Raw genomic sequence first — 19,854 nt, 5'->3', positions numbered from 1 at the left:
AGGGCCGTGACGACAATGGGAGCCAGGAGACCTGAATGTCCACGTCCATCAATTCGAGCCGCAGGGGAGCATCTTCCTCCTACAAGATTCGCAAGGGGGACACCCTCTCGGAGCTCGCCGCTCGCTTCAAGACGTCGGTGAAGGAATTGGCGCGCATCAACAAGATCGCCAATCCGGACCTCATCTACGCGGGTGACACGCTGCGCCTCCCCGGGAGCGCTGGCGGCCGCGCCACGGGCCACAGCGGCAAGGATTCCTTCGACTCTGGCAAGAGCGGTCCGCGGAGCTCCGGCGGTGCGTCGGGCGGCGGAGCGGTCAGTGGGGGCGGCGGCGTGGCCCCGGGCCAGGCGACCCCCGCGATGCGCAGGCTCGCCGAGGCGGGCCGCCAGGCCGCGCTGGGCATGGGCGGGTACAACAGCCAGGGCCTGTGCGCCACGGGCGTGAGCCGGGCCATCCAGAACGCCTTCGGTTTCAAGGTCTGGGGCAACGGCAACCAGATCGACGACAACCTGCCGCGCGACAAGTTCAAGCAGGTCAACATGTCGCTCGAGCAGGCGCTGAAGATTCCGGGCCTCGTCCTCACCTGGGAGAGCACCTCCACTCGACTGGGCAGCATCTACGGCCACACGGCCATCACCACCGGCGACGGTCGCTCGTCCGCCAGCGACTTCATCGAGAGCAACACGACCAACAGCGGCCGCAGTGGGTTCAAGGTCTTCATGCCCCTCATCTAGTTCCGCCGCACGGCGGAACCTGTCATCTCATCGCCTCCGGGGCTTTCGACCGGGGGCGATGTCGTGTCCGGGATTCAAGTTCACGGGGACCGGCGCCTGACGGAGCCCTCTCACGCGCCGCCTACCTGACGGCGCGTGAGGGTCCTGATCTGCGCGTGGATCCACGGGAGGTAATGGGTGACCCGCGCATAGATGCCGGGCAACCCCGGCCTCGCGCAGCCCACGCCAAAGCTCACGATTCCCTGGAGCACGTACCCTTGGGGCCCCGCTACGACGGCAGGTCCTCCGCTGTCCCCTTGGCATGCGTCCTTGCCTCCTTGATTGTACCCAGCCCCGAGCATCGCCTGCTCGTCGATGGTGATTCCCTGGGAGCGGTAGCTACTGGCCACGACCCGGTGATTGAGGGTGGGGGCCCGCAGGCACCGGCAACGGCCTGGTTGAACTTGATGGGCCGGTCGAGCTTGAGAACGGCGATGTCGTTCATCGTCGTGTCCGGATTGTATTGCGGGTGGGTGAAGGACCGCCCTCACCACCCAGGCTGTGGACATGCCGGATTGCTGCCCAATCGAGTCACGTGCTTATCCGCGGATCAGCAGGCCTTGCTCGCGTCATGACACGTCAAGTGGAGGCGCTTGACGCGTCAGTCGCACCTTCCTGAACCTTGTTCGTCGCGGGGCACGGGGCCGTGGTGCCACGGGGGCATCAAGGCTTCACGAACCGCCCCAGGAACAGCACGTTCTGTGTCGCCACGTGTTCGATGACGAAGATGAACGGCCGATTGACGTGGATTGGCTCCGGCTGTGACACGGGGACCATACCCACGGCCGTCGCGGCGGCGGCCTCCGTCCCAAGCTCGTTCACGGCCACGAACGCCTTGTGATTCACGGTCGCAATCATGAGCTTCGTGGGGGAGATGGCCGAAAAGTCAGCGCTCGCCGTGAACGCGTCCTCCATGCCCAGCGCTTGCAATGCAGGGATGAGTGGGAGCTCGGACTCAATCTGGAAGCGCGGCAGCCGGATATCGATCCGGCGGTTCTCGAGCCGTGCGCGGACTTCGTTGAAGAACGCGGGAGACAGCCGGGATTCCACCTCCTTGAAGCGCTCCCACTCCGGGATGATGAGCACCATCCGGAAGGTGCCTCCGGCATAGTCCAGGGTGACGGCTTCGAAGCCATCCCCCTCCATGTACTGCCCCATGCCGCCGCTCATCGTCGGGACCTGGTGGCTCGTTCCATCCAGGGCCCGGAAGGCCGCGTTCCGCGTTCCGCGCTCGCTGAACGGCCACGACCACGCGCCCTTGAAATAGACGGCGTTGATGAGCATCAAGCGCGTCGCATCCGGGAGGGACTCTTCATTGACCAGGTCCTGGATGCGGTCTTTCGTGTTCACCTCGACCCAGCGGTTGATTTGCGCGCGCGCACCGGCCGCATCGTTCTCGAAGTCCATCAGATGCATGCCGGCGCCGTAATGCCGGGCCAGGGTGTCGAGGAAGTCGTCATGGAAGGTCATGCCCTGCTGACCCCATGCCGAGTTCAGGGAATGGAAGGCCGGCGGTGTCCCCGAAGCCGGTGGATGGCTCGGGGGCTTCGCCAGTGCCCGCTCCAACGCGTTCGCCGTGGGGTGATGCCTTGCCTGGGACAGGGAGAAGCGCAGGGCCTGGGCCATCTGCGCCTCGGTGTTCCCGCGAGCCCCGGCGTAGACCGTGGAGAGGGCCTGCGTGACGCTGTGGGGGGAGAAGAAGACGTTCTGCTTCTCCTGGATGGCGCGCTGATAGAGCGCCACGCCCAGGCTGGTGTTGCCGCTGACGAAGGCCGCCAGCTCTTCGTCGGTGGTGGTGGGCGCTGCGTCCCGAGGGGCCGACGAGGCGACATACTCGCCCGGCGCTTGCTCCAGTTCAGGGGGAAGGCAGCTGGCGTCCGCGGTGGGGGGCGCCGAACCGCACAGGGTGCTCTCACAGCCAGCAAGGAGCAGGGTAGCGGCGCAGCAGGCGACGACTTGAATGCGAGGGATGTCCATGGGGCCTCCGTGGATGTCTGGAAGAGCCGTGAGCCAAAGCAAGACGCGTGCTCGACGCGCGGCCAAGTGAATTCCAGGGCTTGTCGCTCCTGAGGCTCCGGCGTGCCTCAGAAAACCGTGGACGCTCTCGACGGAGCACCTGGGGTGCCTGAGCGGGCGGGGGTAGGATGCAGCGCCATGGGAATGGTCATCATCGGCGGCTTCATCGTGGCGCTCGCCATTGCGTGTGCGGTGGGGAGCGCGGCGGTCCTCATCCTCGTGTTCGCCATTCGCAAGGGGTACGGCTCCTGGAAGCACTTCCTGCTGATGGGCGGAGGTGTCACCGTGGTCGTCGGCGTGACGGCGTTGATGTGGATGTTCGGAGGCCCAGACTCCTCGGGCGCCCCTTCCGGTGATGACTACAATCGTTTCATCTTGGGCGCGGCGCTGCTGGGCAGCTCACCGGGGTTGGGGGCGCTGGCGGGGCTCTTGACCTTGTTCAAGCGCAACGCACAAGGCCCTCTTGGCCCGACGGGAGGTCGCGCGTGAGGCACCTTGAATTCATCATCGCGGGGCTCGCCGCGCTCATCGTCGGATGCAGCGGGGATGCACCGGAGCCAGGCCCGGAGCCGGATGCCGGCGCCCAGGGACCCGACGCCGGCGCGCAGGTGCCCGACGCCGGCGTCATCGCGACGAAGAGCGCGAAGCGGGGAATCGCCTTCGACCTCTCGACGCCCGAGGACCTGGCGGCCGTCGCTCCCGGCGTGAGCTGGTGGTACAACTGGAGCCCCACGCCGCATCCGGGCGTGCCCGCGGACTTCCAGACGCGCTACGGCATGGACTTCATTCCCATGCTCTGGAACGGGAACTTCGACGCGGCGCGGATTGAGTCCATCCTCCGGGCAAATCCGCGCATCCAGTACCTGCTGCTCCTCAACGAGCCCAACCTCACGGACCAGGCCAACATGTCGCCGCAGGCCGCGGCGGAGCTGTGGCCACGGTATGAGCGTGTCGCCCAGAACACCGGCGTGAAGCTGGTGGGGCCGGCGATGAACTGGGGCACCATGCAGGGCTATGGCGACCCCGTCGTCTGGCTGGACGCCTTCTATTCCGCCTATCGCGCCGCCAACGGGAACCGCGATCCACACATCGATTACCTCGGGTTCCACTGGTACGACTATGGCCTGGAGTACCACCTGGACCGGCTCACGAAGTACGGCAAGCCGTTCTGGGTCACCGAGTTCGCCAACTGCCACAGCCAGCCGGATGGCGCGCAGATTGACTCGGTCGCCAAGCAGCGGGTGCAGATGACGGAGATGGTGGCCGTCTGCGAGCGGCGCGAGGACGTGTTCCGCTATGCGTGGTTCACGGGGCGGTGGACGAACGACCCGTGCTTCGCGAGCCTGCTCGGCGCCGCCGGCACGTTGACCGAGCTGGGTGAGCACTACGTGTCACTGCCCACGGGCGCACCGTAGGGCCACGTTCGGGGTTGTTCCGCGCCCACCTCGGGGAGAGAGTGGCCGCCGCGATGACTGATTCCCCTGATGCGTTCCTGCTCAGCATGTTCCAGCAGTCGGGCCTGGCCTGTGGCTCCGTGGACGAGGTCTGGCAGCGCTCCGAGTATCTCTATCCCTTGCTGGGCTGGCTGACGGCGCAGTTCCCGGAGCCCACGGCCTTCCAGGTCTGTGCGGAGTGGCTGCGGCAGGCCGCGACGCGCGTCGAGGGCAGTGCCGCCGCCGCGGACCTCTTCGCGCAGGCCCGCGGTGAGGCACCTCGCCAGGGGCACGTCATCGCGGGGGCGCTGGGGGACCTGCGCAACGCGTCCATCCTCGAACGGAAGCCCGCCGTCGCCGCGTTCGCGGACGCGGCCAGCCACCTGTGTGAAGTCTGGGCCGCGGTGACGACGAACGAAGTGGACGCGGAGACGAATCCCTGGGCCCGCGCCAAGGCCGCCGCGGGCGCCATGGTGACGGCGCTGTTGGAGCAGCGAGGTCAGGACGAGAAAGACCCGGCGGCGAAGGCGCAGGCGCGTGTCGAGCTCACCGAGCTCCTGCGCACCGCCCGGGCCGCCATCCCCGTCCGCTGAGTCCGACGTCAACCCGGCGGCGTAGGCGTTGCCCCGCAGGACCGGTTCTCCCGGTCCTCGAATCCCCCTAGCTTGAGTGCGCCGATTCCTGGAAGCCCACATCGGATGTACCCCCCACCAGCCGTGTCGCGCCCTCCAGGTCTGGCGCGCACGGCTGTTCCGCACTCATGCCCATGACACGAACCGCTCCATTCCACCCGGAAGACGCCGCGACGCCCGCGGCCGCACTGCACCCGCTGCGAGACTTCGCCGAGAAGCTCGGGCGTGAGTTGCGCTTCGATGACATCCGTTCGGGCGCGTGGCACGCCCGGCTGGTGACCGCCTACGTGCGTCACTACGAGGCGCGGCGCGCCGGTGCCGCGTCCGCCGTCCCTGCGTCCGAGACGGATGCTTTCATCCGGCGTGCCAGCAAGGAGGCTGCGCTGGTGGGGGCAAGCGCCGCGGGTATCTCCACCAGCGCGGCCATGTTCACCCTGGACACTGGCTTCGTGGGGGCGCTCGTGGCCGTCCCCGTCGCTGGAGCCGCCATGGGGTTGGACACGATGCTGCGCTCGCTCATCCAGGCCCGGATGATGTGCGACGTGGCGTCCGCGTTCGGCGTGCGAATCGACCCGGATGACCCGTGGGATCTGCTCCACTTGAACGCCCTCACGTCGGGCTCGGAGACGTGGGAGGACGCGGACCGCGGCGGTGCGGGGCTCGTGGGCCGCATGCTGACCGAGGACACGGAGGCGGCGGAGCGGAAGCTGGGCAACCGCTTGATGGGGGAGGGCGTGCTGCGAAACCTCCTTCCCTTCGCCAGCGTCCTGACCTCCTCCGTCACCAGCTGGCGGCGCACTCGCCGGCTGGGCGAGGCCTCGGTGGAGTATGCGCGCTACCGCCGCGCCCTGGACGATGCGTTCTCCTCCGTGCGGGCCGTGGACGCGCGGTGCGTGGAGCTGCTCATCGAAGGCGCCTGGTGCCTGTTCGGAACGGATGGGGTGCTGCGGGCCGAGGCGACGGTCATGCTGACGCACCTGCTGCGCAACATCCCTTCCGCGGCGCGCAAGCGGCTGCTGGAGCGCCTGGGCGAAGACGAGGCGCAGTGGGTCGAGCGTCTCCACGAGGTGCCCGAGCCCGCGCGGGATGCCTTCCTGCACGCGCTCGAGGTGATTGCCGCGGTGGACCTGTCCATGTCGAACGCGGAGTGGTTGCTGCTGCGGCAGGCCGCCGCCGCCCTCAACCGTCCGTTGCGTCGCGAGCGGGTTCAGGCCCTGCTGAAGCAGTTCCGGACCCACGGCGTCGTTCGTGCGCCGCAGGGCGACCAGTCCGAGCCGCGCGACGGGCGGATGCCGTCGTCTCCTATCTCCGGGCTGGGCGCTGACGCCCATGCTGCTCCGGGGGCGCTATGAAGACGGCGGTGGCATTCCTGACGGGCGTGGCCACCGGCTGGATGGCCCGGAGCACCGTCGACAACTCACGCGGCGCGGTCGTCTCCGTGGCGACGGCGGCGTTTGATTTGGTGGGGTGGACGCGGCGGGTCATCGCCACCGAGCGTGAGTTCCTCTCCGACCTGGTGGCGGAGGCGCGCTCGCGGGCGAATCTCCATCAGGCCCACGGCCGGCGCGCGGCGGACAGCGGCGCCAGGCCCGTCGCGGACAGCCGGGAGGGGCACGCATGAGGCTCGACCCGGACTCGGGCGCCATCGAAGGGGAGTGGTTGTTGCTCGTGCACCACTCCCCGGGCCGGCTTCGTGTTCGCGCGAGCTGCTTCCGAGATGACGCGGGCCTCGCGGACCGCGTGCGCGGTGAGCTGGGGGAGACGCAAGGGGTGTTCGGCACCGTCCATTCTCCACTCACGGGCAGCTTGCTCATCGAGTACAGCCCGGACGCGGCCGACGTGGAATCGCTCCTGGCGGCCATCGTCGACACGGCGGGCCTGGACGGCATCGTCGACGCCAAGTTCATGGCGAAGTCACGGAAGGCCCCGGCTGAGCACGTGGTGAGTGGCGCCCGGTGGCTGGACGGACTGGCCCGTGAGCTGACGGGGGCGGGCCTCTACGAGTTGATTCCCGTGGTGCTGACGGCCACGGGCATCTACTCGCTGGTGGCGAACCCGTCGCAGAAGGGCTGGCTGCCTCGCTGGGACAACGCGCTGTACTGGGCCTACAGCGTGTTCCGTGACGGTGTGCGAGAGCAGGAGCAGGAAGACGCCGCGCGCGTCAGCGGGACGGTGGCCTTCCGGCCTCGGCCCCACGCGTGAGGCCGCGGTTGCACTGCGTTCAGCTCGGGGGGCGTTCATGCGGGCGGAGGTGGAGTTCCTGAGTGGCATCGCGCGCGGCTTCAAGGGGCGCGCGCACGATGTCCTGGATGGGCATCAGCGGCCCGTGTCCGTCCACGTCACGGACGTGGCTCCGGGCCGGCTCCTCATCCGAGGCGCGGCGGAGGATTCCAAGACGCTGCGCCAGTTGCTCGGCTGGTTGGAGTCCCGCCCCGAGGTCCAGGTGGCCACGTGTCAGCGCAGCACGGGCCTGGTCAAGGTGCACTACCAGGAAGCCTCGCGCTTCCCCGGCGCGTTCGCGCTGCGGGTGCGGGACTTCGTCTTCACGTTGCACCAGCTTCCGCCGAAGCCGTTCCAGGTGGAGGTGCTGCACGCACTGCCCGGACGCGTGCGGCTGCGCGTCCGAGGGCTCGAGGACGACGACATCCTCAAGCTGGCGGCCTGGGCCGCGACGCTGCCGGGGGTGCACAAGGCGAGCGCCTCGCCGGCCATCCATTCGCTGGTGGTGAGCTTCGAGCCGGAGATGCTCAACGCGAGCCAGTTGATGGCAGCCTTGCGCACGAGCGATCCGTCCACCTGGCCCGCCGCGCCCGAGCCGCCCCGGCGGGAGTGGGCCGCCACCGTCTTCAATTCGGCGGTGCTCGCCGCGTGCGTCGTGAATGCGGCGCCCATGCCCGTGTTGGCCGCGGGCGTCGCGCTGACGAGCCTGCCGCTGGCACAGCGCGCCTTCCAGTCCGTCGCGGAGCGGCGCATCACCGTGGACCTGCTCGACCTGGTGGCGGTGGGGGTGTCCCTGGCCACGGGGCAGGTGCGGACGGCGGCGCTCATCACCTCCCTGCTGGGCATTGGCGACTTGCTGATTGAGCGCAGCGCGGACCGCGCCCGGTCCGCCATCTCCCGGTTGATGCGGCTGGAGGTGCTGTACGCCTGGCGGCTGCGGGTGGACGGAGAGGTGGAGCAGGTCCGGGCGGACCGGCTCAAGGAGGGCGACCTCATCGTCGTGCACTCGGGGGAGAGCGTGCCCGCCGACGGGACGGTGGTGTCCGGAACTGCGTGGGTGGATGAGAAGGCGCTCACGGGTGAATCGGAGCCCCGCGTCCGCGAGACGGGGGACCGCGTGCTGGCCGCGTCCGTGGTGGGCGAGGGCAGCCTTCGGGTGCGGGTGGTGCGCGCGGGCGTGGAGACCACGGCGGCCAAGATCCTCCACATCCTCGAAGGAGCGGGCGCCAAGCCCATGACGCTGCAGACGAAGGTGGACTCGGTGGCGAACGGCGTCGTGCTGCCGACCTTCGGGCTCGCCGCGGCGACAGGGCTGTGGACGCGCCAGGCGTCACGGCCCATCAGCATCCTCATCACGGATTTCGGAACGGGTGTCCGCATCGTCGTGCCGGCGAGCGCGCTGGTGGCGATGACGCTCGCGGCGCGCCAGGGCATCCTCATCAAGGGGGCGCAGTACCTGGAGCGGCTGGCGCAGGCGGACACCATCGTCTTCGACAAGACGGGCACGCTGACGTTGGGTGTCCCGGAAGTGGTGGACGTCATTCCCGCGCGGGGCTGGGACGCGCGCGAGGTGCTGTCGCTGAGCGCCGCTGCCGAGCTGCGTCAGTCTCATCCCGTGGCGGAGGCGGTGCGCCGGCATGCCCAGACGCAAGGCGTGGAGGTGCCGCAGCCCGAGGCGGGACTGGAGGAGTTCGTCCTGGGGCGGGGCGTCTGCGCCCAGGTGAACGGGCGCCGCGTCTGCGTGGGCAGCGCGCGCTGGATGCAGCAGCAAGGTGTGGACGTGACGGATGCGGGCTCGGCGCTGGCCCGGTCCGTGCCGCGCGATGTCGCCACCCTGTGGGTCACCGTGGATGGCGCGCTGGCCGGGTGCATCAGCTACGTGGAGACGCTGCGGCCGGAGAGCGCGGGCGTGGTGCAGGCCCTGAAGGAGAACGGGCGCCGGCGCATCGTGCTGCTGTCCGGGGACTCGCCGTCGCGGGTGGCGGAGGTCGCGAGCCGGTTGGGCGTGGACGAGGCCATCGCGGAGCTGCTTCCCGAGGACAAGGCCACGCAAGTGCGCGCGCTCCGGCGCCAGGGACGCATCGTGGCCATGGTGGGGGATGGCATCAATGACGCCCCGGCGCTCGCGCTCGCCGACGTCGGTATCTCCTTGAGGGGTGCGACGGACGTGGCGCTGGAGACGGCGGACGTGGTGCTGCTGCGAGGCAGCCTCGATGACCTGCTGCTGGCGTTCGACGCGGGCCGCGACACCCTGGCCCGCGTGCACCTGGGGCTCGGGCTGGTGCTGGTGCCCAATGCCGTGGCCATGGTGCTCGCGGCGCTGGGATGGCTGCCGCCTGTCGCCGCCGCCGTGGTCAACAACGGCTCCACGGTGGTGGCTGGCTTCGCCGCGCTGGCGCCGCTGTTCCGTCAGGCGCGCGCCGCCCAGCGCGAGGAGTCCACCACCCACTGAGCATCAGGGTGTCTGGGGCGCGGCCGCCTGGGGCCTGGGCTTCACGTCTGTGTTCTGGCCGGCCAGGATTTGCCACTGCCCGTTCACGTGCTTCATCACGTACCGCATCTGCGTGCGCAGCAGGCCGGGCTCGCTTTCCTGGACGCCGGGGGGCAGGCCGGGATGGCCTGTCACCTCGTGCGTGGTGTCGACAATGGCCAGGTCCTCCTGGATGAACTGGACCTTGCGCACGGTGACCTGGTTCTGGCTGCCCTTGAAGATGGTGGCGAAGATGCCCGCGTGGCGCTCCTGGATTTCATCGCGGCCCTCGAAGACGGTGCCAACGATGTTGATGAAGGCCGCGTCCGGGGCGAAGTCCTTGGACCAGGCCACCGCGTCCTGGCGGTTCCAGGCCTCCGCCTGGTCACTCACGAGCTGGAGGATGTCTGCCTCCGCTGGCGCCGTGCCGGTGGTCGCGCACGCGGACGCCAGCAGGAGGAGGGTGGCCAGGAAGGGAAGGGGAAGGGCGCGGCGCATCATTTGGTAGCCTTCTTTCGGGAAAAGCTGGTTGTCGTGCCAAATCCCATAACACGGCCGGCTTCTCCCGAGCGCCCCTCCCGTTGCCTCAGGCGCCTGGCTTGCTGTGTTCGGCGTCCTTCCTCAGCTTCTGCCGCAGGCTCAACCTCGAACTCCACATCGCTGGCGTCACCACCACGATGAGAAGGGTCAACAGCACGGTTCCCACTATCAGCTCCCAGAGCATGTCCACGTCGCGACTCCTGTCGTCATTGATTTGAGAAACAGCGCATTCGGCATGGGGCTCGATGGCGGACATGTCCCGTTGCCACGCGCGCTGCGCGCGGGCGGTGCCAGGACAGCCGACATCGAGCGTCAACGCGGAGGCGCTTGGCTCAAATCAGCAACGTGCGGATGCGGAGGAAGACAGGGAGGCCCTGACCTTGAGGTGCGTCCCTTCGCGCGAAGGAAGGCCGTGGCCCGCTCAGGAACGGCGGGTTGGGCAGCCAGGCGGCGGGAACGAGGACGGTAGGGGCTTGGATGAAGGGGGCGTAACTGGCGGAGCCCGCTTCGGTGGGGGCGGGCAAATCCCAGTGTGGCGCGTCGCAGCAGTGCGCGTGCAGTACCGGCAGCCCCTCGTCCGCCGCCTCCGAGTGCACGGCCCCGTGGGGGCACTCGCACTTGGAGGCCCGTGAGTGGACCTGCTTCTCGCAGGAGTGCCCAAGCCCGCCCGCGCCACTGGCAACAGCCTGCCAGAGGATCAACAGCGCGAGCGCGAGGAGCCGCGAAAGTCCAGACACGATGTCTGATGTATATGCCGCGGCTGTGCGGGTCGCCACGCGCGGACGCCTCCGGGCGGCCCTTGCTACCCGAAGCGCGGGTGTCCGGAGGCGTCCATCCGATTGTTTGCCTTGATGCGCCGATTCGCCGGGCTCACCCGGCGGGGCCCGCGGGGGCCCCCGGGGTTGCTCAGCGAAGTGGCTCAGGCCTTCGCCTTCTCACCGCGTTCGCCGCCGACCTTGATGCGTTTGGGCTGCTCCTCGGACTTCTTGGGGATGCGCACGTTGAGGACGCCACTCTTGAAGTCCGCCTGGACGTCGTCGGCATTCACGCCTCGGGGGAGCGTGAAGGTGCGGCTGAACGAGCCATAGTTGCGCTCGTAGGCGTAATAGCGGTCGCCTTCGTCGCGGCGCTCTTCTTCCCGCTTGCCGCTGATGGTCAGCCGGTTCTCCGCGAGGGTGATTTCCAGGTCCTTCTCCTCCACGCCGGGGACATCGGCCTTGAAGATGAAGGCATCCTGGGTCTCTTTCACCTCGAAGTCGGGCGCGAAGCCGCCTTCCCGTGTGCCCTGGGGGCCGAGCATCCGGCCGAGGTCGAATCCCAAGAGCTCCTGCATGCGCTCGAAGGGGTCCCAGCCGCGCGGGGCTCCCAGCATGCCTCCGCCTCTGCGGGCAGGTAGGTCCGCCATGATTCCGTCTCCTTTCAGCCGTGCCCCGTTCGTCGAGGCAGGGGTTCAGGGATTCACGGTAGGGAGACGGCGGCGGAAGGGGAGGCACCGGGGAGCCTGCCGGTGCCTCGTCACGCGTCTGGGATGGGCGCCCGGCGCCCCGCGTCAGGTCCCTTCGGCGTACTGGCGGCGATGGTCGCGAATCTCCGTCAGCCGGAAGGCACCGGGCGACGGGGCCACGGCCTCGGGCGCATCCGCCGGCAGCTTCATCAGGCGCTCGTATTCCTCGATGGAGACGCGCTCGCGCTGGGCCAGCACCGCCTCCAGGTCCGCCTTCGCCATCCGCTCGGCGGCCTTCTCGCCCACCGTGCCGGAGTAGAATTCGGCCGCGCAGCCGCTGCCGTAGGACAGCAGGCCAATGCGCTGTCCCGCCAGCGCGCCGGCCTCGCGGTGCAGCATTCCCGCCAGCGCCAGGTAGAGGGACGCGGTGTACACGTTTCCGATGCGCGAGTTGAGTCCCAGTGAAGTCGCCACCTGCGCGTCATAGCTGGCAGCCGACTTCGCCTGCGCCTCCCGCGACTCTGCCGTCGAAGCCGCCGCGCCCGCCGCATCCTCCAGGTCGCACAGGCGCAGCTGGGTGTGGGCCTTCCGGGCCATCTTGCAGAAGGGTACGTGGTAGGCGATGCGCGCCAGCTGTTCGCCGGGCAGCGTGTCCGACCAGCGGACCAGGCCCGCCGCCAGGGCCTTCTCGCGCCAGCCCCGGTAAGCGCCGGACAGGGCCTCCAGGTAGCAGGTGATGGAGTAGTGTCCGTCCACCAGCGCCTCCCGCCGGCCCACGGGCCGCCAGAAGTCATACACGTCCATGGTGCAAACGCCGTTGAGGCCAACGTGCATGGCGAGCAGGTCGGGTTGCTCGGAGACCAGCAGCGCCACCGCGCCGCCGCCCTGGGTGGGCTCGCCCGCGGTGTTCAGCCCATAGCGCGCGATGTCCGAACAGATGACCACGGCCACCTTGCCCGCGCCCGCGCCGGACGCAATCCACTCCACCGCCGCCATCAACCCGGCGGTGCCGCCGTAACACGCGTGCTGCGTGTCGTAGGTCCGCATGGTGCGCGGCAGCTTCAGCAGGCCCTGCACGTGCGAGGCGACGGGCTTCGAGTGGTCGATGCCTGTCTCCGTGCCCACCACCAGCATGCCGATGCGCGACGGGTCCACGCCCTGCTGACGGATGAGGCGGGCCGCCGCGGTGGCCGCCAGGGCCACGGTGTCCTCGCCGGGGTCGGTGACGGCCATCTCCTGGGCGCCCAGGCCCGCCGTGTACTTGGCCGGGTCCACGCCCCGTGCCCGGGCCAGGTCTTCGATGTCCACGTACCGGGACGGCACCGCGACCGCCAACGCTTCGATTCCCACGCGCTTCTTCATCGGACTCCTCGATTCCTTGTCGTGCTCTGGATTCCAGCCGCCGCTTCGCTCACGCCTCGGGGGGCACCAGCACCAGCCGGCCCGCCACTTCGCGGTTCTCCAGCCGGAAGTGAGCCTTCGCGGCCTCGGCCAGGGGCACCGCGTCCGTCACGAACTGCCGCACGCCGCCGGTGGCCGTCAGGCGCAGGGCCTCGTCCAGCTCCGCCTGCGTGGTGGCGTAGGCCCCCAGGATCTCCAGCTCCTTGACGATGACGAGCCCCGGGTTGAGCTGCACCATCCCCGACTCCAGGTTGCCCACCACCACCACGCGGCCTCCGGGCGCCATGGACTTCAGCGTCTGGTCGAACGTGGCGCTGCCGACGATTTCGACGGCCACGTCCACGCCCGCGCCCTGGGTGCGCTTGCGGACGTCCGACGCGAAGTCCAGCCCGCGCGACACGATGACCTCGTCCGCGCCCGCCTCCTTCAGCGCCTGTACTTTCGCCTCGCTGGACGTCACCGCGATGACGCGCGCGCCGTCCAGCCGCGCGAGCTGCACGGAGGACAGGCCCACGCCGCCGCTGGCGCCGGTGATGAGCACCGTCTCGCCCGCGCGCACCTTGCCTCGCGTGCGCACCGTGTGGACGGCCGTGCCGGTGGTGCAGCACACCGTGGCTGCCTCGTTCCAGGGCAGCGACGCCGGCACCCGACCCAGGCCGCCGACGGGGGCCACCATGAACTGGGCGTAGCCACCGGCCAGCTCCTCGCCGAAGAAGCGGTTGTCCGTCTTGCAGAGGCTGTTGCGCCCGCTGCGGCACAGGGCGCAGTCGCCACACGACATGCGCTGGAGCGTCGCGGCGCGGTCTCCCGTATTCCAGCCGGGCGTGTCCGGGCCGACTTCAATGACTTCACCTGCGGCCTCGTGGCCGAGAATCGCGGGCACGCTGGTGCGGGGCAGGTTGCCTCGGCGGTTGATGACGTCGTGGTAGCAGACGCCACAGGCATGCACGCGCAGGAGGACCTCGCCACGCCCGGGACGGGGCATGGGCACGGTCTCCATCTTCAGGTTGCCCGCTTCACCAAAGCTGCGCAGTACGACGGCTTTCATCTAGGTGCCTCCGTGCATCTGAATTCGTGGAAGGGGAACGGCCCTGCTCAGGCGCCGACGAGCGCGTCGCGGTAGCCGTGCGGATCGATGGCGCGAATGGCCGCCACCGTGCGGGCATCCGGCAGCGGGGTGACGGGCAGCGATTCGGGGACCTGGAAGGCGAAGCCGGTGCGCTCCGCGATGCTCTCTTCCGAGGCCCACGGGTGCCGCGCGAGCAGCCGTGCGCCGGACGCGCCCAGTTCGAACACGCCCAGGTCGGAGATGAGCGTCACCGGCCGGCGAGGGTCTCTCGTGGTGGCGACCTGCACCTCCGGCACCAGGTTGCGGCGCGACTGGCGCGGCACCAGCAACACCGGCCGGCGCACCCACTGCCGCAGCGTCGCGGCGCCCGCCACGCCGGGGAACTTCGTCCGCGGCTTGTCCAGGCTGCCGCTGGCCGTCATGTTGGTGCGGCCTTCGGCATCCACCTCGGCCGCGCCGAAGAAGACGGTGTCCACCCGGCCGCGCCGCGCGTGGTCGAACAGGTCCGGAATGGTGATTTCCGCGGACCGGCCATCCAGGTAGCCCAGGTCCTCGGAGGAGGGCAAAAGCGTGGGAATCTCCGGGTCCAGCGAGCCCACGCAGGCCAGGTACGTCAGGTCCGGCGCATGCGTCGCGCGCGCCACGGCGATGGCCAGGATGGCCAGCGGTGACGCCACGCCCGTGGCCACCACGCCGCCGTCATCAATCTGCCGCGCCAGCAGGGCGACCACGGTCTCCGCCGGGGTGATGTCCAGCGTCGCGCTCATGCCGCCCTCCGCGTCAGCAGCGTTTCCAGGAACTCCGCCTCGCGGCCCGTCTCCGCCAGCGACAGGTAGCGGGCCAGCATCGCGTCATCGTGCGGGTAGAGCCCTGCGCAGCCGGTGGGCAGGGCGCCACCGGGGGCCAGGACGATGCGGTCCACCTGGAAGCCGGGCAGGGTGGCGCGAGGCAGCTTCGCCACCCGCTCCTCCACCGTGGCAATCACCCGCTTCGCCGCGCCCGCCACCAGCAGGTCCGTGGTCGGGTCTTCCATGTAGAGGTTGCCGCGCTCGTCCGCGGCGCGCGCGTGGATCAGCGCCACGTCCGGATAGAACGCCGGCTCCACCGCCACGCGCTGGCCGGTGAAGGGGTCCTCCACCGTGGGCGGCGGCTCCGTCTGCGCCAGCCCGGACACGTCCGCGTCCGGCGCGGGGATGAAGGGCAGGCCCATGGACGCGGCGCGCAGCCGCTGGACGACGCGGTAGCCGTCATGTTCGCGCCAGGCGAGGGTGCCTTGCTCCATGGCCCGCTTGAGGCAGGGCATGGGACGCACGCGGCCCTGAAGGCTCAGCGCGCCGAAGGCAATCTCCAGCTTGCCCAGACAGCCGCCCGCCACGAGGAACTCCGCGGGCAGTGGGTTGGGGAGGGAGATGAGGCCCAGGTCGCGCTTGCCCTGCGCGATGATTTCCATCACCAGCGCCATGGGGGCGCGGCCCAGCATGAAGCCGCCGGTGGCCAGCGACGCGCCATCCGGAATGGAGGCCACCGCCTCCTCCAGCGAGCACCAGCGCGCCGTCTTCATGCGTCCTCCGAATCCGTGCCGGTGGCCGACACGCTCGGCACCATGCGCAACGGGGAGGGCCCTGCCTGTCCGGCGGTGTCACCAGCGGCGGCGAAGGGCGGGAACAGCATGTCCACCATGCCGTCGGCGATCTGCTCGTCCGTGAGGCGCCCGTCTGGCTTGAACCACTTGTAGATCCACAGCACCATTCCCAGGAACGAGAAGGCGCCCACCGTCGGGTCCACGGGGCGGATGAGGCCCTGCTGCGAGGCCTGCGCGAAGGCCTCCTCCAGGAAGTCCACGTACTTCTTCTTCCGGGCGTCGATGAAGGCGCGAGTCTCACCGGTGAGCGTGGCGTGCTCGTGGAGGATGATGATGACCTCCTTGCTCCACCCCCGCGTCACCAGCAGGATGTTGTGGCGCATGCACGCGCGAAGCCGCTCCACTGGATTCGCGATGTCCTGAACCCGCGAGAGGACCTGCTCCTCGAACAGGTCCATCCCGTAGTTCATGATGGCGAAGAGCAGCTGCTCCTTGTTCTGGATGTGGTGGTAGAGGCCCGCCTTCGTCATCCGGCACGCGGCGGCAATCTCCTGCATCGACGTGCCCTCGTACCCCCGGTCACAGATGAGCCTCGCCGCCGTTTCCAGGATGGCTCGGTAGCGCTCGCCCTCGTCCGGCTTCCGTCCTCCGGTGTTCGTCACGTCTGCTCCCTCCTTGAGACCTACCGACCGGTAGGTAGCAGCGCTCGACGCGAGGTGTCAATCGCCAAAGTGGGCCCCCTGGCCGGCGAGCTTCTTGATTTCCCTGCTATTTCAAGGGGTTGGGGAGGGCCTGGCGGTTAGACTCCGCGGGCCATGCGGTACGCGCTCGTTCCCGTCCTGCTGCTCTTTGTCGCCCTCACGACGGTGGGGGTGGGGGTGTTCACCCTGTTGGAGCGCAACCGGGCGGCCCAGTGGCACCAGTTCGCGGTGGAGCGCCAGGCCCAACTGGACGAGGCCACGCGCGGGGTGGCGGAGACGCTGGAGGACGTGGCGGAGGACCTGCGCTTCGCCGGGGAGCTCATGTCCCAGCCCGGCACGCTGGCGGAGCACCGGCGGGAGATGCGGGCGCTGTTGGAGGCGGTGGGCCAGTACAAGGTCCTCATCGCCTACGACGCCAGCGGCAAGGAATGGCTGCGCATGTTGGACCGGCGCATGGGCAAGCAGGTGGCACGTGCGCCCGTGCTGGCGCAGATGGCGGAGGCGGGCCGGCGGGCCCTGCTGCGGCCGCCGGGGGACGTCACCCTGTCGCCTCCCATGGAGGATGGCGGCTTGGATTCGCTGCGGGTCATGGCCACGGCGCTGCCCGAGGATGCGCAAGGCCGGCCCGAGGGCGCGGTGGCGGTGCTGGTCGACACGACGTCCTTCTTCACGCCGCTGCGCATCGTGACGTCGGACCCGGACGCGCGGCTGTTGCTCCTGGGCGCGTATGGCCAGCCGACCTCCGCGAGCGATGCCACCCTGGCGGACTGGTTCCGGCGGCTGGAGACGGAGGGCGCATCGGTGCCGGGCTTCGCGGCGCTGGCGGCGCGCATGCGCGAGGGCGAACGAGGCGCGTTGCCACTGCGCGCGGAGGAGGCCGAGCGATTGGGCCTGGGCCGCTCGGAGGCCATCGCCGTGTTCACGCCCATCCGCGTCCGCGGTGGCAGCCACTGGGCCGCGGCCACGTTGGTGTCCACCGCGACGCTGCGCTCGCATCAGCAGGCCCTCATCTGGCGGCTCATGGCCGCGGCGCTGTTGGTGGCGCTCTTCCTGGTGACGTTCGCCGTGTACGTGGTGCTGGCGCAGCGGCGCGCGGCCGCGTTGCGTGAGAGTCGCCAGCACGCGGACCAGCTGGCGCACCTGCACGACAAGACGCAGAAGATTCTCGACCACATTCCTTCCGGGGTGCTTGCGCTCACGGTGGACGGGCGCATCAGCGCGGTGAACCAGGTGCTCCGCGAGCGCATGCCTCCGGACGCCATTGGCGCGCCGCTGGAGACGGCCTTCCCTCAGGCCCCGGCGCCGGTGGTGTCCCGGATTCGCGCCCTGGTGGCCGCCGCCGCGAGCGAGTCGCGCGCCCACAGCATCCTGGGAGAGACACTGGTGCTCTTCGGCGACGAGGGCCGGTTCAACCTTCACGCGGTGCCGCTGGAGGCGCGCCACCCGGAGGTCCAGACCTTGTTGGTGGTGGAGGACCTGAGCAACGTGCGCGCGCTGGAGACGCAGCTGCTGCGCGCGGAGAAGCTGGCCACGGTGGGCGTGCTCGCCGCCGGCATCGCGCATGAGATTGGCACGCCGCTTGGCGTGGTGCGTGGGCGCGCGGAGTACGTGCTGGGCAAGCTGGGCAAGGAGCACCCGCAGGGGCCTGGCATCGCCGTCATCATCGAGCAGATCGACCGGGTGAGCCGCACGCTGCGGCAGCTCCTGGACTTCTCGCGCCTCCAGCCCACGGCGGTGCGGCCAGTGCCGCTCATCTCCCTGCTCCATGACGTCCAGGAGTTGCTGCGCATGGAGGTGGAGCGGCGCGGGGTTCGCTTCGAGGTGACAGTGCCAGAGACGCTGCCTCCACTGGCGGCGGACCCGGACCAGCTCCAGCAGGTGCTGGTGAACCTGGCGCTCAACGCCTGCCACGCGTGTGGCGAGGGCGGGCAGGTGACGCTGTCCGCGGCGGTGCCGGAGGCGGAGCCGTGGGGGCTGGTGGCGCTCACCCTCCGCGATGACGGCTGCGGCATTCCCAGGGAGCACCTCAATCAGGTATTCGACCCCTTCTTCACCACCAAGAAGCGGGGACAGGGCACGGGACTGGGGCTGACGATGGTGGCCCACGTCGTGCGCAACCATGGTGGCCGGCTGGAGCTGGAGAGCGAGGAGGGCCGGGGCACCTGCGTCACCGTGCTCTGGCCCATCGCGAAGCCCAGCGGGGAGGAGCGGTATGTCGGTTGAAGGACGCATCCTGGTCGTCGATGACCACGTGGACATGGGCCTCATGCTGCGGGAGCCCCTCACGGACGCGGGCTACGTCGTGGACCTGGCCACGGGCGGCGAAGAGGCCATCCGGATGGCGCGCGCGCAGGCCTACAACGCGGTGCTGTGTGATTTGCGCATGGAGGGGGTGGACGGCCTGGATGTGCTGGAGGCCGTGCGGGCGCTCGACGCGGACATCCCCGTGTTGATGATGACGGCCTTCGGCGGCGTGGAGAGCGCGGTGGAGGCGATGAAGCGCGGTGCGTACCACTACTTCACCAAGCCCTTCCGCCTGGATGAGGTGCTGCTCTTCCTCGAGCGGGCGTTGAAGGAGCGCAGGCTCCAGGTGGAGAACCGGGCACTGCGGCGCGCCGCCGCCGAGCGCAGCGGGCTGGGCGCGCTGGTGGGCCGCAGCACGGCGATGCGGAACCTCTACGAACTCATCGACCGCGTGGCCTACGCCCAGGCGGCGGTGCTGCTGCGGGGCCCGAGCGGCACGGGCAAGGAGCTGGTGGCGCGCGCGCTGCACTTCCAGGGGCCTCGCGCCTCCGGGCCTTTCGTGGCCGTCAACTGCACGGCGCTGCCACATGACTTGCTGGAGAGCGAGCTGTTCGGTCACCTCAAGGGTGCCTTCACCGGCGCCACCCACGCCCGTCGCGGCCTCTTCGTGGAGGCGGATGGGGGCACGCTGTTCCTGGACGAGATTGGCGACATGCCGCTGGAGCTCCAGGCTCGCCTGCTGCGCGTGCTGGAGGACGGCGAGGTGCGCGCGGTGGGCGCCGACGGCAGCCGCACCGTGGACGTGCGCATCGTCGCCGCCACGCACCAGGACCTGGACGCCCGCGTGCGCGAGGGCCGCTTCCGCGCGGACCTGTTCTACCGGCTCAATGTCGTGACACTGCTGTTGCCTCCGCTGGCGGAGCGGCGCGAGGACATCCCCTTGCTGGTGGAGCACTTCACGGCCCGCGCCCGCGCGCGCAACCCTCGCTCCCGCATGCAGTCCTTGTCTCCAGAGGCGGTGGCCGCGCTCGCCACCTTGCCCTGGCCGGGAAACGTGCGTGAGCTGGAGAACCTGATAGAGCGGCTGGCGGTGATGGTGGCGAGCGAAGTCGTGGGGCTGGAGGACTTGCGCCCACACCTGCCGCCCGAGGCGCCGGAGGTGCAGCCGTTGGTGATGGCGCAGCACGCGCTGTGGCCCCTGCGGCGGCTGGAGGCGGAGTACATCGCGTGGATGGTGACACGCTGCGGCGGGAACAAGACGCGCGCGGCCGAGGTGCTCGGCATCGATGTGTCGACCATCCACCGTCGCGAGCGGGAGCGCGGGTAGGG

At 69.7% G+C, this 19,854-nt stretch carries 20 protein-coding genes and 1 pseudogene; 10 read left to right on the top strand and 11 right to left on the bottom strand.

Going from position 1 to position 19,854, the window contains the following annotated elements; all coding sequences use genetic code 11:
• The first annotated feature begins 35 nt into the window (after positions 1–35).
• Positions 36–734 (top strand): LysM peptidoglycan-binding domain-containing protein, encoded by a 699-nt coding sequence (locus OZ403_RS22240; RefSeq protein ID WP_140792767.1) that lies wholly within the window; start codon positions 36–38, stop codon positions 732–734.
• A gap of 110 nt (positions 735–844) precedes the next feature.
• Here the strand turns inward: OZ403_RS22240 and OZ403_RS39795 are convergent.
• Both OZ403_RS39795 and OZ403_RS22235 read right to left on the bottom strand, forming a co-directional pair.
• Positions 845–1,218: pseudogene (locus OZ403_RS39795) on the bottom strand (trypsin-like serine protease).
• A gap of 218 nt (positions 1,219–1,436) precedes the next feature.
• Entirely contained in the window at positions 1,437–2,750 is a 1,314-nt protein-coding gene (locus tag OZ403_RS22235; protein WP_268781669.1) for a serpin family protein, read from the bottom strand.
• A 177-nt stretch (positions 2,751–2,927) separates the two neighbouring features.
• Between OZ403_RS22235 and OZ403_RS22230 the strand changes: the two genes are divergently transcribed.
• The 7 genes from OZ403_RS22230 (at position 2,928) to OZ403_RS22200 (ending at position 9,526) form a co-directional block, all read left to right on the top strand.
• A complete protein-coding gene (locus tag OZ403_RS22230; protein WP_140792763.1) occupies positions 2,928–3,278 on the top strand; it encodes a hypothetical protein in 351 nt (116 codons plus the stop codon).
• Positions 3,275–4,204: a glycoside hydrolase family protein gene (locus OZ403_RS22225; protein WP_268781668.1), complete on the top strand. Its 930-nt coding sequence runs from the start codon at positions 3,275–3,277 to the stop codon at positions 4,202–4,204. Before OZ403_RS22230 ends, OZ403_RS22225 begins: the two co-directional genes overlap by 4 nt.
• A 53-nt stretch (positions 4,205–4,257) precedes the next feature.
• Positions 4,258–4,815 carry a hypothetical protein gene (locus OZ403_RS22220; protein WP_268781667.1) on the top strand — a complete coding sequence of 186 codons (558 nt, stop codon included), beginning with the start codon at positions 4,258–4,260 and terminating at the stop codon, positions 4,813–4,815.
• A 173-nt stretch (positions 4,816–4,988) separates the two neighbouring features.
• Entirely contained in the window at positions 4,989–6,206 is a 1,218-nt protein-coding gene (locus tag OZ403_RS22215) for a hypothetical protein (protein WP_140792757.1), read from the top strand.
• Positions 6,207–6,214: 8 nt separating this feature from the next.
• Positions 6,215–6,475: a hypothetical protein gene (locus tag OZ403_RS22210; RefSeq protein WP_237077307.1), complete on the top strand. Its 261-nt coding sequence runs from the start codon at positions 6,215–6,217 to the stop codon at positions 6,473–6,475.
• Positions 6,472–7,056: an HMA2 domain-containing protein gene (locus OZ403_RS22205; RefSeq protein WP_140792753.1), complete on the top strand. Its 585-nt coding sequence runs from the start codon at positions 6,472–6,474 to the stop codon at positions 7,054–7,056. The genes OZ403_RS22210 and OZ403_RS22205 overlap by 4 nt, the downstream gene beginning before the upstream one ends.
• Before the next feature lie 37 nt (positions 7,057–7,093).
• Positions 7,094–9,526, top strand: coding sequence for a heavy metal translocating P-type ATPase (locus OZ403_RS22200; protein ID WP_268781666.1), 2,433 nt, complete (start codon positions 7,094–7,096; stop codon positions 9,524–9,526).
• 3 nt (positions 9,527–9,529) lie between these two features.
• Here the strand turns inward: OZ403_RS22200 and OZ403_RS22195 are convergent, their stop codons facing one another.
• The 9 genes from OZ403_RS22195 to OZ403_RS22155 form a co-directional block, all read right to left on the bottom strand.
• Positions 9,530–10,045 carry an SgcJ/EcaC family oxidoreductase gene (locus tag OZ403_RS22195; RefSeq protein WP_268781665.1) on the bottom strand — a complete coding sequence of 172 codons (516 nt, stop codon included), beginning with the start codon at positions 10,043–10,045 and terminating at the stop codon, positions 9,530–9,532.
• An 85-nt stretch (positions 10,046–10,130) separates the two neighbouring features.
• The gene (locus tag OZ403_RS22190; protein WP_268781664.1) at positions 10,131–10,340 is read right to left on the bottom strand and encodes a hypothetical protein; all 210 of its coding nucleotides are present in this window, start codon (positions 10,338–10,340) and stop codon (positions 10,131–10,133) included.
• 76 nt (positions 10,341–10,416) lie between these two features.
• Positions 10,417–10,821, bottom strand: a complete 405-nt coding sequence (locus OZ403_RS22185; RefSeq protein WP_268781663.1) for a hypothetical protein — start codon at positions 10,819–10,821, stop codon at positions 10,417–10,419.
• A gap of 182 nt (positions 10,822–11,003) precedes the next feature.
• Positions 11,004–11,489 (bottom strand): Hsp20/alpha crystallin family protein, encoded by a 486-nt coding sequence (locus tag OZ403_RS22180; RefSeq protein WP_140792745.1) that lies wholly within the window; start codon positions 11,487–11,489, stop codon positions 11,004–11,006.
• 144 nt (positions 11,490–11,633) lie between these two features.
• The gene (locus OZ403_RS22175) at positions 11,634–12,890 is read right to left on the bottom strand and encodes a hydroxymethylglutaryl-CoA synthase family protein (RefSeq protein WP_140798780.1); all 1,257 of its coding nucleotides are present in this window, start codon (positions 12,888–12,890) and stop codon (positions 11,634–11,636) included.
• Between the two features lie 49 nt (positions 12,891–12,939).
• The gene (locus OZ403_RS22170) at positions 12,940–13,977 is read right to left on the bottom strand and encodes an alcohol dehydrogenase catalytic domain-containing protein (protein WP_268781662.1); all 1,038 of its coding nucleotides are present in this window, start codon (positions 13,975–13,977) and stop codon (positions 12,940–12,942) included.
• 47 nt (positions 13,978–14,024) lie between these two features.
• Positions 14,025–14,765 carry a CoA-transferase subunit beta gene (locus OZ403_RS22165; protein ID WP_140792738.1) on the bottom strand — a complete coding sequence of 247 codons (741 nt, stop codon included), beginning with the start codon at positions 14,763–14,765 and terminating at the stop codon, positions 14,025–14,027.
• The gene (locus tag OZ403_RS22160; RefSeq protein ID WP_140792736.1) at positions 14,762–15,559 is read right to left on the bottom strand and encodes a CoA transferase subunit A; all 798 of its coding nucleotides are present in this window, start codon (positions 15,557–15,559) and stop codon (positions 14,762–14,764) included. The genes OZ403_RS22165 and OZ403_RS22160 overlap by 4 nt, the downstream gene beginning before the upstream one ends.
• Positions 15,556–16,242, bottom strand: a complete 687-nt coding sequence (locus tag OZ403_RS22155) for a TetR/AcrR family transcriptional regulator (RefSeq protein WP_140792734.1) — start codon at positions 16,240–16,242, stop codon at positions 15,556–15,558. The genes OZ403_RS22160 and OZ403_RS22155 overlap by 4 nt, the downstream gene beginning before the upstream one ends.
• Before the next feature lie 153 nt (positions 16,243–16,395).
• On the opposite strand from OZ403_RS22155, the gene OZ403_RS22150 reads away from it, so the two are divergent.
• Both OZ403_RS22150 and OZ403_RS22145 read left to right on the top strand, forming a co-directional pair.
• Positions 16,396–18,504: a two-component system sensor histidine kinase NtrB gene (locus OZ403_RS22150; RefSeq protein WP_268781661.1), complete on the top strand. Its 2,109-nt coding sequence runs from the start codon at positions 16,396–16,398 to the stop codon at positions 18,502–18,504.
• Complete coding sequence (locus tag OZ403_RS22145; RefSeq protein WP_268781660.1) at positions 18,494–19,852, top strand: sigma-54-dependent transcriptional regulator; 1,359 nt, start codon at positions 18,494–18,496, stop codon at positions 19,850–19,852. The genes OZ403_RS22150 and OZ403_RS22145 overlap by 11 nt, the downstream gene beginning before the upstream one ends.
• The last annotated feature ends 2 nt before the right edge of the window (positions 19,853–19,854 follow it).

It is taken from the genome of Myxococcus sp. NMCA1, assembly GCF_026810205.1.
GTDB lineage: Bacteria > Myxococcota > Myxococcia > Myxococcales > Myxococcaceae > Myxococcus > Myxococcus xanthus_A.
This window is presented reverse-complemented; position numbering and strand designations above follow the sequence as displayed.